The organism is Streptomyces sp. NPDC048277 (assembly GCF_040652235.1).
In the GTDB taxonomy this organism is placed as follows: Bacteria; Actinomycetota; Actinomycetes; order Streptomycetales; family Streptomycetaceae; genus Streptomyces.
In genome coordinates this window covers 1-16,136 of sequence record NZ_JBEZLQ010000046.1, presented here as the reverse complement: position 1 = coordinate 16,136, position 16,136 = coordinate 1, and the positions used below count along the sequence as shown (strand labels likewise).

The window sequence follows — 16,136 nt, the reverse complement described above, 5'->3', positions numbered from 1 at the left end:
TCAGGGCCTTTCTTGTGCATGCCAAAACAGCAACGGCCAAGAAGCATGTGCACTCGCCAGCCTACGTATTCCGACCTGGGATTTTGGCGCACCGGTCGGCTGAAATCGCAATTGTTCGATCCCGCGCCATGGCTCCGTGCGGGATATGCGCGGGACGGAGTCGTCCAACTCGGGGTTCCTGGAACCGCAACCCGCTTGTGAGCTGCATGTTTGCGGTCAGGGAAGCGAACAAGGCAGACGCCTGAGCAGGCCGTTCCACTTTCCTGAGCCGAGGGATCAAAGCCTGGAACCGGGAACCACACGTGCGTCAGATCTAGTGGAGCGCCGCGCTCCTCGGCACCAGCGGAAAGCTCCTGCTGGCCAGGGGCTTTCCCGCCTAACGCTCCACAGCTCGAGCAAACCGCGGAACTGCCTATACCGAGTCGTAAACGACTACTGAGAGTCCTGCTCGGCTACCGGAGGCGGGTCCACGGCAAGAGGCAGGAAGTACTCCTCAGCCTGCTTCGCGAGGTGTAGCGGGAGGGGGCGGGAGAGCGGGTGGTACTCATCGTGGAAGCGCAGCTGATGGGCGGCCGCTGCAATCACGGCGGGCCGGTCCGGAGCTATACCGGCGCGCCCTGCGGCCGCCAGAGCCGACTCGGACAGGCAGCCGAGCACGGTAAGTTCCAGAGCCTGCGGGTTCCAGGCGGTGGCTGCGGGGCCGTGCGGCCAGTCCTTGTGGGGCACCAGCTTGCGCAGGTCATTCCGCACCGTGCCCGCAGTGGGCGGCTTGCCGACGGTACTGATGAACACCCGATCGTCCGGGCCCGCGCCCTGTGCCGCCCACAGACCGGCGGAGAACCCTGGCGTCTCCTCATCGGTCTCGGCAGGTGCGTACCACTGGGGTGTCTCGCCACGGCTGTTGGCGTCCCGAAGCAGCACCATCCGCAGGTCCCTTCCGAAGAGCGCGAGCCGGGCGGGCGGCTCGCCATGGAACGTAACCATGTCTCTGCGCAACTGACCGTTGTTAAGGCCGGGCCAAGCCTCACGCAGGTTGCCGCTGTTCGCCAGCAGTAGGGTCGGCCGGTCGCGCACCTGGTAGAGCAGCGACCTGATCTGGCGCTCGGCCTCGTCGCGCCGCTCCTCGGTAGTCGAGGCGAATCGGCCTGATCGGGTGCGCGTTGCGGTGGCATCCGCCACGGCGCCATCGGTGGCAAGGGTGAGCAGCAGTTGGGCGTAAGATACCCATTTCTTGCGGGCGTCGTCCCACCCTCGTACGGGGTGCACCGGATCGTGTGGGCGGATCCGGAGAGCGACCAAGCGCTGTCCAGCCTGCCGCGTCGGTCCGTTGGCCTTTCGCCGGACCTGCCAGAGCGCAAGGTATTGGAGGTCGTTTGCCAGTGCCTCGTCCAGCCGCTGATCCGGCGGGACCACGGCCCCGAGCTGGCGCATCCCGTCAGCCAGGGCGGACCGGGCGCGCAGAGCCACAGCCCCGTCGGAGTCCTCCGGTACGACGATGAACTGGCTGACCCGCCGGGCTGCGGCGCAGCCATGCCGCAGTGCCGACTTGGGGTCGGAGTCCTGTACTGAGAACCGATCGGGGCCCAGCGTCTCTACGATCGCCAGCCCCACCGGACTGGTTCGGGGACCAAGCTGGGCAGCTGTCAGGTCGGCCCGCTCCCGCACGGCCTCGGCCAGTGCCTGGGCTCGTGACCGGCCGGATTTCCGGACGACCATCAGCGGGGCGCCCAGGGCCCCAAGCGGCCGAGCACGGAGCACAACGTGCAGGTCTCCTGCCTGCCACTCGTAGTCGCCTTCCGCTCCGCCGGAGCCGGTCGGAAGTCCCAACCACTCACGAAGCATCGCGACCAACTCGTCGCGGGTTTCCTCGGTCTGCCAGAGCACGTCTATCAGCAGCGGCTGCCCGCCGAGTGCCGCGCGCACCGCGTCGCGCCGGGCTTGCACGCGCTGTCGGGAGCGCACCTCCTGCTTCTCCAGATCCTTCGTCGCAGAGGTGGGCAGCAGGGCGGGCTTGGCCTTCCGATGCGCGCGTTCCAGGTCGGGCACTCGACGCAGGACTGGGTGGAGACTCTCCTCAAACCACTGATCGAGGAGCGAACGTTCCAGCGGCATAAGTCCGGTGCCGACGCCGTGCCGGCCCATCGCCGTGCTGTGCAAGATGCCTGCGGCAACTCCGTCGCGGCCCTCGATCCAGTTCACGGGTTCGGCGATCAACTCGGTCGGCTTGGGGTAGGCCCGAAGCACGTCGAGTTCGGGCAGCAGGCCGACCAGGCTATGCCGGCTCCAGGACAGCATGCCCAGGCCACGGTCGAAGGCCAGGGAGTTGGCAGTCAGCCGTCGGCGCGAACCGTCGGCCTCAGACCAGGGCAGAGGTGCGTCGAGCAGCGCAGTCGCGCCTCGGCCCTCCGGCAGCCGGACGGGCGATCCGGTGGCCCAGCGGCGGATCCCGTAGGAAACGTGCGCCCTGAATCTCGCGGCGAACGGCACAGTCTGGACGCTGATGGTCACCAGACCCGAGTAATACCAGGTGGTTTTCCCCCGGGTGTATGTCCGTGGCGGCCAGCTGACCAGCTCGACGCCCTGGTCGCGGGTGACCAGTCGGAAGGAGAGGTCGACGCCATTGAGGTGGAGAGGGCGGGCGGCGAGCCTGGCGCCGATCCACTCAGGCAGCAGGTGGTAGAGCCTCCGGTCGGGTTGGGCCGTACCTCCCGGGGAGGGCTCCGCTGCGGTGAGGTCCATTGACTCGTGCCGCCACTGTGGGGTGTGCTGGTCGATCAAAGCCAGTGCCCGATCAAGAGCCGCTTGGTGGTCGGCCGCACGCTCGGTATCGGAATCGGTGCTGGGCGGCAGGGTCATCACCCACGAGACCAGCAACGGAGCGATCAGTTCGGCCGGCATCTCCTCGGACGCGTAGAACCAGGGAGACTCGGCGCTGTTTCCGGCTCCCCGCCCGGTGGCCACCAGGCCCGGGGCTGTGGCCCGAAGCAGGTCGTTGAGCTTGCTGATCGGCAGTCCCACCGGTTGTTCCCGGCGACGCCACCGTCGCCGGTAGAGGTCCATGAACTCGGTTCGCCATTCCTCTGGAAAACTGATCACGCGATATTGCCCGGTCCAGGATCCGGCCTGCGGGTCCGGTTCATAGGCGGTGGTGCTGATCAGGCGGTGCATGCGGTGTTCCCTTCGTCGGCGAACTGGATGAGGCAGCGGTCGAGGGCAGTCCACATCGGCCGGTAGAGCGCCTGGACGATGTACCGGTCGGCCGCGGGCACAGGAGTGTCCGGGGTGAAGTAGGGCTTGAGCACGGCATGGATGCTGTGCAGGAGACTGGTCTTCGGGGTGTCCGGCTGACCTGGCGACTGGCCGGTGGCCAGGTTGGGCGCGAAGGCTGCGTCAACGAAGGCGACCCGGGTGGGTACCGCGCCGCGCACGGAGCGGCCGATCACCTGCCAGATCAGCACGAGTAGATCCCAGGTGACCTGCTTCCGGTCGTCATCGCTCAGACGGCTCCAGGCCATGCTCCTGGCCAATACCCGGTACCACTGAGAACGGGCCAGGTCCCTGACCTTGCGGGCGCCCAGGCCCAAGGTGAGCTCGCCCCTGACCCAGTCGGTGAACTTCCCACCGTCGATGGCCCGCACGATCCAGTCGTTGATCGCGTGCACCGCGAGGCCGAGGTCGTCGGGACGTGGGTTGGGCCGAGCGAGGAAGTAGATCGACCCGATTGCGGCGTGCCGGCGGTCGAGGTCGAGGATGTTGTGTCCGCGTTCCACTGCCAGTAGAGGCGCCACCAAGATCTCGGCATTGGTGTTGGCTAGCGTCTCCACGTCGCCGCGGCGCAGAACGGGGGCGTGGTGTTCGTCGTCATCCGACCATGTGCCAGCGTCGGGGTCGTCGTCGGACACCAGCCGACGGACTCTGCCCCGCCAGCGCTTGTTTAGGGTGTGCAAGGTGTCCGCCACAAGCTTGGCTTCCTCATAACTGCCGACAAGCAGGAGGATGTGGCGGCGGCTCTCCGGGAGGAGCCTCAGCTCCTCCTGGAGACGGCTGATTCCGGTGTCGTCCTTACCAAGGGCGATGGCCATTCGGCGCAGGATGGCGGCTCGCTGGTCGAGTGGCTCACCCGAGAGCCGCTCTGCCTCATTGGGTACCTGGCACTCGCAAGCCACACGGCACAGACAGTCGTCGCGGACGAACTCAAAGCGGAACTCGCTCTGTTCAACGATTCGTTCCAGTTCATTCGGATCCGGCTCAATGATCACGCCGATAGGCACCGGGATGTGGTAACGGCTAGAGCTCCCGGCCCAGCTGCTGCCCGACATCAGCAGGACGTTGGTGCCGGGTCGACCGTCCACCGTCGGCAGGTCAGGCATCGCACGGAGCAGTTCCCGGCCGAGCCCGCTACAGCGGAAGAAGCGCAACTCTCCGGTACGCGCTCCGCCGAGGTCCGGGCCTTCCATCAGGAACTGAAAGCCGATCACATTGCCCATTGGCGCCTCGGGCACCATCGGGCCGTAGTCGAGCGGCCTGCGGTACATCTCGTTGAAGCCCAGGTTGAGTGCCGCCGCGACGCGCGGCCACATGGCGTTGATCAGGGCGAGTTTCGGCTCCAGCGCGCTGAGCAGCAAGGTGAACTCAAAGCGGGTCATCAGCAGGCCCAGCCATTGTTCCGGATTCTCCGGCAGACAGTCCTTCCTCCGGCGCTTGGCCCTCCTGCGGCTCGCCACACGCTGCGCAGGTTTCCGCTCCCACTCACCATTGGCGCGGGCACGCAGCTCCTGGTAACGCTCCCGGCCCTCGATATTCGGCTCCAGGAGGGGATCGAGGTCGAAGAGGTCGCGGAGCACCTTCTCCAACCGACTGCGAGTGTTCTCACGGTAGTTGGTGTGTAGTAGTTCGCTCAGCAGGCCGGTGAGTGCAACGCCGTCCTCGGGGATCGGACGCCGGTCGCCATACGGATTCTCCCGGAAGCCGTCAAGGATTTCGGTCAGTCGGCGGCGCGGCGCCCGAAGAGAACGCTCGGCGTCGGGCTCCGCCGCCTCGGCCTGAGTGCCGTCGTGATCTTCCGGCAGCGGGTAACGCTCCTCCAACAGGCGGAGCTGGAGCGTCCAGGCGCTGAAATAACCGGTCCTGACCCAATCGCGCAGGCCGACGTCACTCACCAACATGGCGACCAGACGGTCCGCTGCGGTCTGTGTGGTGTTGACAGCAGCCGACCAGTTCTCGACGTCCCGGTCCGACAGCTGGATCCGCCCAGCACCGGCCAACTCGCGGATACGATGCTGGTTGACATCGTCAAGAAAAGACCGGGTGTCGGGACCGCCGCCAATCAGCGGGATGCCGGGCGCGAACATCCGATCGAGTTGCATCTGGACCCGGTCTGCTTCGTCGACGATCACCAGGTCGCTGCGCCTGCAGGCGAGTTCGAGGTAGCGGATGCGCTCATGATTCTGCGGGTGCGGCACGGCCGAGTCGATCAGGCTGGGCGGTGTGGCGACCCAGACAGCCGCATCGACCAGTTCGCGGGCACCGTGATGGCGGGGGCAGCCCGACCAGAACGGGCAGGCCACCCGGCGCCGTATCCACAGGTCGTCCGCGTAGTCGCCGCGACTACCGGGCGGTTGCAGCCTGGTGCACGGTGCCTCGCCGAAACCGAGCAGGTCGTCGGCGAGTTGCCCCTCCGCGTGCCGCATCGCGTTCAGGGCACAGGACGTGCTCAGGTAAGCGAACCCAGCGTCGTCGTGGGTAAGCAGATTGCGCGCGCCACGGCCGACCAGCCGCCGGTGTAGCCGTTCGGCGTGCTGCTGACGGCCCGTCGCTCCGAGCACCGGGGCGGCCGAACCGGGGACGTACGTGTTGTACAGCTGAACCAGTTTGAGCTGCTCGGCGACGTCCCCAACCACAACGGTCGCCCGAAGGTCCCGTCTGGCCAGGTGTACCGCCAGCACGTCCCGCAGAGTGCTCTTGCCGGCGCCGACGATGCCCAGCAGATGCTGGATCCCCGCTACCTCAAAAGTGTCCGCATATTTGAACTGCCCGGCCTGGCGGGTGAAGAGGTGGATCGCATCCAGCCGTCCGGTCCAATTCTCAGATTTGACCGAGTCCATGAATTCCGCAGTCTTCACCAGGTCGTCCCATCGGAAGGTCAGCGGCTCACCCCCGTTCGCCGGGGGTGCCGCAAGGTCGTGGCCGACCGGTGGCGGCAGGGTGTGCTCGGGGAGCTGGACGGTGGTCAGATGCCGACCGATCGGGAAGGCATGTCGGCCGGCCTTCGCGAACGTCAAGGGGCGTCCGGCGAACATCGGTGCCTCGCGCAGCAACAGCTCGTACGTCTCCCAACGGTCCGGCGCCACCGACAACGAGGAGCGCCTGACGGCCGGAAGGCCCGGATCGGCGACCTCATAGGCACGGAGCTGGCGGTCAAGCCGTTGGTACTCCTCAAGCGCCTCGGTCCAGGCCAGACGACGGCCCCAGGTCCATAGCGTGTGCCGGGCCGTGCGGAGGGTTCGTTGCCCGGCCGCATCTACGGCTTCCCAGGCCCGCGCGAACGGGTACCCGCTGAAAAGCGTCCAGGCATCCGCTGCCGGCGCGCCAGCAGCAAATCGCTCCTGAAGGACGAGACCAACCTCGATCTCACAAAGGGAGACCAACCGGGCCCTCTTCAGCTGCGGTGCGGCTTTCAACAGACAGCTGACCACCTCACCCAGCGCCTGTGCGGTGCTACGCATGATTCCTCCTCGCTCGGACGGTTGGCTCCGGTGTGGTGAACTCGCTCGCGGACAACAGACGCACCCGTGCGCCGGCGGGCAGCGCACGGTCGAAGTCCTGCCGGTACCCGGGGTACGCCACGCGCTCGTCCGGGACTACGACGTCCAGAGGTCCGCCGAGCCGAGCAGCGATATCCGCTGCCCGCAGGGCGGCTGGGACAGCCTGTTCCCGGTTGTGGACCTGAAAGGTGTGGAGTGTCCCGTCGTGGCCGACGGCGCGATGGACACCCAGACCCAGCGGGAGCAACTGGGCCTGCGACGTGAGGCGAGAACGGACGGTATGTTCGGTGCGGCCTGGTAGCGCCAGGAAGATCCTGAGCCCGAACGGCAGAGCCAGGGCGCGCCCGAGTTGGTGCGACGATTCGAATTCACGGTCCCCCGGTGGACAACCGCCCTCGCACCAGGGACCGGCCGTCGTCACGGGTTTGGCAAACAGCAGACAGCTTTTGCAGCGGTGTACCAGTCCGTCGATAGTGAATGCGTCCGGCACGGGGGCGTATAGGTCTTTTACCAGCTTCCAGGTCTGAGCCACAGTCGGCTGGAGCATCTCCATCGGGTCGAACCGGAGGATGATGGGCCGCCGGATGATGAAGTCGCGGCAAAGTGCGAAGCGCTCCACGGTGCCGCAGGTGTCAGCAAGTTCAGCGAGCCGGGCCTCGGCCTCCTGCTCCAGCGTGCCGCGTGGGCCAAGGGAGGCCAGTTCAGCGCAGGTCCGGGTCGGTTCGCCAGCCGCGGGATCGATCAAGCGGGCATCGTCGGTCAGGAAACCGCTTGGCAACGCCAGTGGCCATCCCGACGGCCCGCGCTCCCTGCACCAAAGCAGCAGCTCTGGCACTCCGACGGGCACCGGTTGACCATGCATCAGCCCTAACAGCACCACACGGTCCAGCGCCAACTGGAGGCTCGACGGATAAGGCAGCCGGAATGTCGACGATCGGCCCACTGAGGTTAGTTCGATCACGCCCCGGGCCACCTCCGAGAGGAGGTCAACATCCGTTCGTTCATCCCCATTCACCGGCTTGTCCCCGTTCCGTGCCCCTGCAGCCGCCGGGCAGAGCACCATCTGGCCACCTCGCAGGTGGCACACTCGGCACCAGGGACGGCCTCGAAGAGCGTCTCGGCGTGCCAGCCCGAAACTTGCTCGCGCAGTACCGCCTCGGCGGTGGCCTGGGTCTCCGGAGCAAACGGGTCGAGGATCCGCAGATCGACGCCTCGGGGGTGCAACAGTTCCAGTTCGACCCGTCCTCCGGCCTGCGGTCTGGGCAGCACGCCACCAGCAATGACACGGATGCCCAAGGCCAGTTGAGGATAGGTGGCCAGTATGTTGCGGCGCGGGCGGTCACTGGCGGAGGTCTTGGTCTCCCGCCAGATCCAGGAGCCCGCTTCCCGGTACAGCAGGTCGGGCTCTGCCAAGACCAGCAAGTCGGCCGCGGTGTCGTCGAACACGAGCCGGGGCTCAGTGCGGATCTCCGATCGCGGTTCAGCCGTAGGGAGTGGGCACACCTCGGCGTGATGACGCAATAACTCGGCCCCGAGCTGCCGCTCCTTGTCGGGGAGCCGGTAGCCCTCAGGCACCCAGTCCGCTGGGATCTCGGGGGTACACGGCGTACCCGACCACTGGCCATGCCGCTCGGCGAGGAACGCGTGGACCGCCCGACCACGCTCGACGGCTGCCCCCCGCTCGACGGTGTCATCGGCTGGGAGCCGAAGGCCGCGCAGATAACCACGGGCCGGACAACTCCGGTGCCCCCGGCCGGTGGTCGAGGACCAACTGCGTCGCGGCCGACTCCGATCGGCTACCCCAAGGAGCCCCTCAGCCCGCGGAAGCGCCGGACAGACCGGCGCAACGGCACACGAAGTACAGGCAGTACCGGGCCGGTACTCCTGGCTGTCGAGCAGTGCGCGGACCGCGGGCGCCCCGTCGGCCCGGTACAAGGCCAACGCCTCGTCCCGAGTGCCATCGAAGATCGTGTCCGTTCGACCGTCGGACAGCGCGAACTGGACAACCCTGACCCATTCGAGCCGGGGATCGAGATTCCCCTCCGCCACAACCAGGGCGGCCACAGCGCACTCCGCCTCGCTGCGCTTACGAAGCCGGTTGACCGGTAGGCGTAGCTCACGCAAGCGGACGTCGTCGGACTCGAAGCACAGTCCCCATGCTGTGATCTGGTACTCCACAGTGCCCCGCCCTTCGCTGCTTGGGCGATGGTGCCTGTATACCCAAGGCCGACGGGTGAGTCGGAGGTCCAGATCCGCAGAGAACGCCTCCTGGTACATCCGGAGCGCATGCTCGGTCCACTGCCGAACGCCGTCGTGCAGCGGACGCCGCCGACTGCCGCGAGACGTGCTCGGCGGAGGCTCGTCCGCCGGCCATTCGAGTTTGTCAGCCTCGTCCATGAAGGGGCCGTTCGGAAACGGGTTCAGCACCTCGGGCTTCCAAGCGGCCCGCTCGCGCGGCCGCAGTCCGCGAGCCTTCAGCGCATCGGATGCCGGGCATCGGTACCGCTCTGGACCGAACATACCCAGGCGTACCTCGATGACGCTGGAATCCCCAACCAGGCCGTCGGGTGGCCAACTCACTGTCATAATGTCCTCACTTCTCTGCGCCCCGGGGCATGCGATCGAGCCGGCCGGGAATTTTCTTTCGGGTACGGAGCGTGCGCCTTGCTTCCTGGAACTCTTCTGGACGGCCGTTACCGAGTTTTGCGACCGCTCGGTCACGGCGGCGAAGGCGAGATCTTCGTTGCCCGGGACGAGCACCTCCGCAAGGACGTGGCGGTCAAATCTCAGTTTCACCGGACCTTCGAGTCGACAACCGACTATTCCTATTTCGGCCAACACCTAGAAAGGGAGCTCGAACGACTTCGATTCATGTCGAACGTGCGCGGGATCCCAAAGGTGTTGGGGGACGGCCGCTATGGGTGGAGCGCACGCCGGTACATCGTGATGGAACTCATCGAGGGCATCACGGTCGCGTCGTGGATCAACGAGCACCATCCCGTTCCGGCCTCTGCAGCCGTGTCGGTTGTCGCACAGCTCTGCGAGATTCTGAATGGCGTGCACGCCGAGAGATATGTCCATCGGGATGTCACACCGAACAACGTCATGATGCAACCCGACGGCCGGGTCCGGCTGCTGGACGTGGGCATCTCTGTCCCGATCGGAGAAGAGAACGCCGATCCTCGCGGCACTCCCGGATACGCCGCCCCGGAGCAGTACGCCCCAACCTCGGTACTCACCGCGCAGGCCGACGTCTTCTCCCTCGGCGCAATGTTGTTCGCGATGACGGTGTCAGTGTTGCCGTACAGCGGCTGGGAGAGTCCGCCCGACGGCACGACCCCGGCCTTTCCGAACGACTTCCGTGCCGAGATGCCGGAAGGGCTCCGGAGCCTCGCGCTCGCCATGGTCGCCGTCGATCCGCTCGAGCGGCCGAGCGGCGTGGCCGAGGTGTTGGGCTATCTACGGCCAATGCTGCCCAAGTGTGGCTCCCTCGCGTCCCCGAAGGCCACGCGACCCGACCCAACGGCCCCATACCGGCTCGGCTTGTCCGGACCGTGATCCCCCCTTGGGGAGTCGTTGTCACGGCAGGCACCTCAACTGCTCGACAGCCGTGTCGAGGTCACTCTCACCCAGTTCTCCCAGCAGGAACTGCGCCCGCTCGATCGCCTCCTCAGCCTCCGGAGGCCGACCGGCACCACAGAGCGCTTCCGCGAGCCAGACCAGCGTCCTGGCCTCCCGACTCCCATAATTCAGCGACTGATAGAGGTCGCGGGCACGCTCGAAGTCCATGACGGCGACCTCATACTCCGCCAGTGCCACCCGGATCCGGCCCAGGCTGAACAACACATGTGCCCGACCATTTACGTCATCCGTAGTGTCCAGCAGAGTCAGTGATCGCAGGCAGTACTCGACACCCTCGTCGTACTGGCCCAAGTCGTAGCGGGCACTTCCAATGCCGTTAAGGGCGGCTCCGCTACCCAAGGTATCGCCAAGTCGTTCGAAGGCTGACAAGGCAGCCGTGAAGTGCTCCAGCGCCTCGCTCGGTGCGCCGTTCTCTCGCAGCAGAACGCCTAGAACATAACGCCCCATGGCAACACCCGGGACGTCTCCGTCGTCCTCGCTCACCCGTACCGCCCTGCGCAGTTCTTGCGTTGCCTGGGCTAAATTCCCGAGGCCGCGATAAGTACCGGCAAGCATCCGGTGAACCATAGCCACATCCGCCGGACCAGCCTCCCGCCTCGCAGCCTCGATAGCGCTAGTCAGGTACTTGAGCGCGTCCAAATTGCGCCCAGAGCGCCACTGGAAGGTCACCAGGGCCATCGACAGCAACCATGTGTAGCGGTCGAGTCCACGATTCTCGGCAAGCCTGACCGCAGCAGTCAGCGTCGAGTACTCGGTCTCGAACCAGGACATCGCATCCGCCGCGCAAGTCGGAGCCACGACTTCGACGTCCCGTGGTTCGCCAATGGGAAGTCGGCGGCCAGGATCCAGCTTCCGGTCACAAACCCAGGCGTTGTGCAGCAGGAAGTGCAGCACTCGCTCCACCACCCGGGCTCGCTCGGCTTCGTCCTGCCCATCCGCCAGTTCGCCGGCATAGACACGGACCAGGTCGTGCAGAAAGTAGCGCTCAAAGGTCGGCTCAGTCACAAGGCTCATCCGCATCAGGTCATCCATGGCGTTACTGACACCGACGGCGTCGTCCGATTCGAGCGCCCGCAGCGCCGCCCAACTGACCGTCGGCCCCGGGTGAACCGCCATCTGCCAAAGGAGCCTGGCCGCCGGCGCTGGCAGCAGCCTGTGGGACGCTTCCAGCGACAGGCGAACACTCAGGTTCTCCGAGCCCATGTCAAGGGAACGCAGTCTGGTGCTCTCCTGTCGCAATTCGCGGACGACGGCTGCGAGCGCCGCAGGTGGGCGTTGCGCGATTCGGGCGGCCATGATCCCGAGCGCCAGCGGCACCCCGCCACAGTGCTCGACCAGGTCGTCGACGAACGGGATGGCCATGCGCATCCGGTCTTCACCCAGCCGTGTCCTCAACAGGTCGGTCGCTTCCTGCCGATCCAGCGGAGGGAGGTCTACCAGTTCCGCTCCTTCCCGGATCGCCAGCCCATGTAAGTGACGACGACTGGTGACGATCGCCGCGCTCGCCCCGAGTCCGGGAAGCAGCAGGCGGACATGCTCCTCATCACGCGCGTTGTCCAGGATGAGCAGGACTGCGCGGTCCGCAAGGGCTGTCCGGTAAGCGGAGACCATGCCGTCCATCGTCGGAGTCGAGGGGCGCACTCCAAGATCGTTCAGGAGCCTGGCAAGGACGGGGCCATGCCGCTCCGGCTCCCTTGGCGAGAATCCACCGAGGTCGACGTAGAGGATCCCGTCCGGGAAGCTCTGCTCGACCCGGGCGGCCGCCCGCACAGCGAGGAAGGTCTTCCCGACACCGGGCATGCCGGTGCACACGACGACCTTGCTCCGCCCAGCCGTATGTCCCAGGAGAGTCTCCGTTAGTCGGCCGATCTGAGGCTGACGGCCGATCAGTTCGACTGGCTGTGACGGAAGCTGCCGGGGCTTCGCACGGGTCGACGCCGATGGGTTTCCAGTCGCTGCCGACCCTGCTTCTTCTGCCTCGCCAGCGAGCAGCAAGTGAACGGTGGGCCGACCAAACTGGCGCTCCCAGCGGGCAAGCAGCGGCTCGATCTGGTCATGCCTGCTAAGCGTGCGCAGGGCACGCACCTTGAGTTCGAGTAGCGTCTCGCTCTCCGGCCAGCGGGTCAGCGCGGAGCTGGCCCGGTCGAGCGCGGCAGTCACCTGACCGCACTCCAGTTCGGCGAGGACACATGCAACCACCGCCTCCTTCAGCTCGGTGATGAGTTCGCCGCGCTTTCGTCCAAATCCTTCTTCCGGCATGTCTTCCAGGGGCGTTCCCCGCCATTCGCCAAGAGCCGATCTGAGCGCCCCGAGACGTGCAGACGCGCTCCCTGCGGTATCTGCAGCGCGGCAGAATTCATGGAAGCGAACGTAGTCGACACTCAACGGATCAGCCTGAATCTGGCAGCACCCTCGCTCGTTCTGCTGGGCGATATCTGGCAACGATTGCCGCAATTGATGAAAACACTGGCGAATTCGATTAGCGTTCGCCTCCTCGCTCGGCCACAGATGGCGCATAACGCTAGCGTGCGAGGCGCGATGACCGGGCGCCACGAGTAGAACAGCGAGGAGTTCGAGAGCCTTCGCCGACTTCACCTTGACCGGCAGCCCCGCCCGCAGCGCAACCACCGGTCCCAGTACTCGAAATTCCATGATCGTCAACCCTTGTTTCCCCACGACTCACGCCACGATCGGCCACATCGGCCGACACGAGAAAGCATGCCACGGAGCATCGGACACCCATTAACGTTCGACTAACGCATACCGCTTGGCGATTGCTCGGCCGATCTGCCACGCTGCAATCATCCTCCCCAGCCATTCCGATGGATCGTCGGAATGCTTCGAGGTTTGTGCAGCAGGGCATGATGAAGCCCGATTCCCAAAGGCACCCTAAGGGCGTAAAACGACCCATTAGGTAACGAAACCCCAGGAGAAAGCCATGAAGTCCACGCATCGGCCGCACCGCCAGCGCGGCACCAGCCGCCCCTCATCAAGGCAAAGGGTCAAAGCAACGGTGCCACCCCGCCGCCGTCGGAGGCCCCGCCCGACGCCACAGCCCGCTCCCGAGCCGACCTCGGCTACAACGGGCGGTCGGCTTTGGAAGCCGGTTCGTCCGACAGCTCAACGGGCCTACGAGGTCGAACTTTTCACCGAAATCGACTAGGTAAATAGCAGGTCAGGGGCCTGATTCGCGACGGATGGTCAGGCTCCTGACTGAGTATGGAACACCCTGCAGGCTCCAATTCTGCGGCAAGTCGGATGCGTCGGCACCCCACGGTTCGAAGACACATAAGCACTTCGCTACCGCCGACGACATCCGAAATGCCACCCGAAGCAGGCTTGCAGGCCTATTCGTACTCGCACAACAGCCTGTCGATGCGCTGGTTGGCGATCGCCTGGCGTCCATACAAGCACTTGGCGTAGCTGGTCATAAGGACCTCGACGCTGTTGCCTGCGCGTTCGGCGACCTCGGTGGGATCGACGCCGGCGTTGAGCCAGGTGGACAAAGCCGAGTGCCGCAGGTCATAAGGACGGCCTGCCAGCAGCGAGCGCACCAGGTCGGGTGAGAGGGCAAGTTCACGGGCCTCGCGCCAGACGCGATCGTAGGCGCTAGACCCGACGATGCCGCCGCGCTCGTTGAAGAACAGCCGCCCGTCGTCCGCGGTGCCGAAGGCGTCGATGGTCTCCCGCCAGAGCGACACTAGCTCGGGCGGCAACGGTACGGGGCGGGTGTCGTCGGCTGGACGGCTCTTGAGACCGCGCTCGTCGTGGGCTCTTCCGGTGTCGGTCCACCGCCTGCCCGCCTGCGGCAGTGTGCGGTGCAGGGTCACCTGGCCCCAGCCCTCGGCAGGCAGCACCCAGTTGGGCAAGGCCACCGCTACCGCTTCGGCGCGCCGAAGTCCGGCGTAGTACATCCCGGCGAACAGCCCACCAGCCTCCGTCCGCGCGCCCGCCGGAAACCGCCAATGTAGGAGACCGCGCACAGCAGGGAACCCGCCGGACTGGGGTTGGCGACCACCCGCGGGTCCACTTGGTCGACAGTCTCAGCCACGCTCCACTTGATGGGAGCAAGCGGGTCGGCGGGCAACCTGTGCTGCTCGACGGCGTACCGCACTGCGTTGACCAGGACCTTGTGCTTGCGCCGCTGCGTCTCGGCCGCTGCGACCACGCCACTCTGCTTGAACCGCAGGGCTGTCAGCACAGACCGCATCGCGGCCGGATCCATCAGATCGGCCAACGGGCGTGAGGTTCCGGCCGCCCAGCGCAGAGCCAACCGGACATCGGCCGGCATCTCACGCGGCTCCGGGCGCGGGACGACGAACGCCCAGCCCCGCATCGCCCGTCGCAGCAGCTCATCGCTCGGATGGCCCCGCACATCCCGGATCATCGCCCGGGTGATCGCACACAGTGCGTCATTGATCTCGTCCCGGGTCTTCGCCGCGATCAGGGGCCACCTCATCTCCGTGTGCTCCAGGGCAAAGGCGTACCAGCTGATCCCGGCCGCGCGCGCCCGCGGCGAACCACAGCTGGCCCCCGTAGGCGGCTTGCAACACGGAGGAGCGCGGCACCAAGGCCATCGGCCAGCGCCCTTACTTCCGTATCACCCCCTGCACGTCGGCCAACCACGGTCCTTCGGCCGCGTCTCCTCCCGGGGACGCCGCGCTCCTGAGATGGCGAATTCCTTACGATGTCCACGGCCTTTCTGTTCAGGTGAACGTCCTGGACGCCTACGTCAAGCCCCACCAGCAACGACGGCGCCGCAGTCCCCTCTGCGCGCCCCAGACATGGATGCAGCCATGCGCAGCGAGCGACTCGACGGTTCACTGCGCCGCCCCCGCTCACAGGTAGGATCGGGGGTAGGATGAGTAGCATGAGTGACCCTACCGGCAAGTACTCAATCACCATGCCGCGCGACATCGCCGAAGCCGCCAAGGCCCGCAGCGGCCCGTCGGGCCTGTCTGCCTATGTCGCCGCCGCCGTCGCGCGCCAGATCGAGCGGGACAATCTCAACGAGCTCATCCAGGTCGCCGAGGCCGAGCACGGGCCCGTCATCGACGAAGAGATCCAGGCCCTGCGCGACCAGCTCCAGCAGGCCCGCCACCAGCAGACGCAAGGCGGGGCGAACGCCGCGTGACCCGCCCCTCCCCCGCTACCCCCGGCGGCACTCTGGTCCTCGACAGTGAAGGGCTGGCCAAGGCCATCCTTCGCGACCGCACCGTCACCGGCTGGCTCGCCCTCGCTCGCGCCGACGACCTGCGGGTGATGACTTCCGCAGCCACCCTCGTGGAAGTGGTCCACCCTCGGATCAACCGCCCGGCCCTGGAGTGGACCCTCTCCCGCCTCGTCATCGAACCGGTCACCGAACCTATCGCCCGCCACGCCGCCGCCCTCCTCGCGGACGCCGGTCTGCACGGCCACAAATACGCCATCGACGCTATGCTCGGCGCCACCGCCCTCGCCGCCACCGGTCCGACGACGATTCTCAGCTCAGACCCCGAGGATCTAACCGCCCTGTGCGGCTCTCGCATCACCGTCATCAAGGTCTAACTGCCCGTTCTCTATCCGCCTGCGTGCTCGGTGTGGTTCGAACAGGGAGCTGGCTCGGGTGAGTTGAGCGGTGTTGAGGCATGGCGGAAGGGCCTCTGGCCGGAAAATCACAGGAAACGCGGGCGCGCTGATGCCTGTTCCGTGCTCAGGGTGTTGGTGGCGGACGTGGGGACGGGTGTCCGG

The 16,136-nt window shown here is 66.4% G+C and carries 10 protein-coding genes; 3 read left to right on the top strand and 7 right to left on the bottom strand.

Annotation, left to right across the window (positions count from 1 at the left end):
• Positions 1–432 precede the first annotated feature (432 nt).
• Genes AB0D85_RS49655 through AB0D85_RS49640 form a run of 4 tightly spaced genes read right to left on the bottom strand, consistent with a single transcriptional unit; the run spans position 433 to position 9,041 of the window.
• Positions 433–3,168 (bottom strand): DUF3962 domain-containing protein, encoded by a 2,736-nt coding sequence (locus tag AB0D85_RS49655; protein WP_362337400.1) that lies wholly within the window; start codon positions 3,166–3,168, stop codon positions 433–435.
• Positions 3,156–6,725: a hypothetical protein gene (locus tag AB0D85_RS49650; RefSeq protein WP_362337397.1), complete on the bottom strand. Its 3,570-nt coding sequence runs from the start codon at positions 6,723–6,725 to the stop codon at positions 3,156–3,158. Before AB0D85_RS49650 ends, AB0D85_RS49655 begins: the two co-directional genes overlap by 13 nt.
• Complete coding sequence (locus AB0D85_RS49645) at positions 6,718–7,827, bottom strand: hypothetical protein (RefSeq protein WP_362337394.1); 1,110 nt, start codon at positions 7,825–7,827, stop codon at positions 6,718–6,720. The genes AB0D85_RS49650 and AB0D85_RS49645 overlap by 8 nt, the downstream gene beginning before the upstream one ends.
• Entirely contained in the window at positions 7,776–9,041 is a 1,266-nt protein-coding gene (locus AB0D85_RS49640; RefSeq protein WP_362337428.1) for a PD-(D/E)XK nuclease family protein, read from the bottom strand. The genes AB0D85_RS49645 and AB0D85_RS49640 overlap by 52 nt, the downstream gene beginning before the upstream one ends.
• Before the next feature lie 387 nt (positions 9,042–9,428).
• Here AB0D85_RS49640 and AB0D85_RS49635 point away from each other — a divergent pair, with 387 nt between their 5' ends.
• Positions 9,429–10,322, top strand: a complete 894-nt coding sequence (locus AB0D85_RS49635; RefSeq protein WP_362337391.1) for a serine/threonine-protein kinase — start codon at positions 9,429–9,431, stop codon at positions 10,320–10,322.
• Positions 10,323–10,343: 21 nt separating this feature from the next.
• Here the strand turns inward: AB0D85_RS49635 and AB0D85_RS49630 are convergent, their stop codons facing one another.
• The 3 genes from AB0D85_RS49630 to AB0D85_RS49620 all read right to left on the bottom strand — a co-directional run bounded on the left by AB0D85_RS49630 (position 10,344) and on the right by AB0D85_RS49620 (position 14,865).
• The gene (locus AB0D85_RS49630) at positions 10,344–13,058 is read right to left on the bottom strand and encodes a tetratricopeptide repeat protein (RefSeq protein WP_362337425.1); all 2,715 of its coding nucleotides are present in this window, start codon (positions 13,056–13,058) and stop codon (positions 10,344–10,346) included.
• Between the two features lie 695 nt (positions 13,059–13,753).
• Positions 13,754–14,320, bottom strand: a complete 567-nt coding sequence (locus AB0D85_RS49625) for a hypothetical protein (protein WP_362337388.1) — start codon at positions 14,318–14,320, stop codon at positions 13,754–13,756.
• A complete protein-coding gene (locus AB0D85_RS49620; RefSeq protein ID WP_362337385.1) occupies positions 14,284–14,865 on the bottom strand; it encodes a hypothetical protein in 582 nt (193 codons plus the stop codon). The genes AB0D85_RS49625 and AB0D85_RS49620 overlap by 37 nt, the downstream gene beginning before the upstream one ends.
• Before the next feature lie 411 nt (positions 14,866–15,276).
• On the opposite strand from AB0D85_RS49620, the gene AB0D85_RS49615 reads away from it, so the two are divergent.
• Together AB0D85_RS49615 and AB0D85_RS49610 are read left to right on the top strand one after the other, a co-directional pair.
• A complete protein-coding gene (locus AB0D85_RS49615) occupies positions 15,277–15,540 on the top strand; it encodes a CopG family transcriptional regulator (RefSeq protein ID WP_362337383.1) in 264 nt (87 codons plus the stop codon).
• On the top strand, positions 15,537–15,953 hold the full coding sequence (locus tag AB0D85_RS49610; RefSeq protein WP_362337380.1) for a PIN domain-containing protein: 417 nt from the start codon (positions 15,537–15,539) through the stop codon (positions 15,951–15,953). Before AB0D85_RS49615 ends, AB0D85_RS49610 begins: the two co-directional genes overlap by 4 nt.
• Positions 15,954–16,136: the final 183 nt, after the last annotated feature.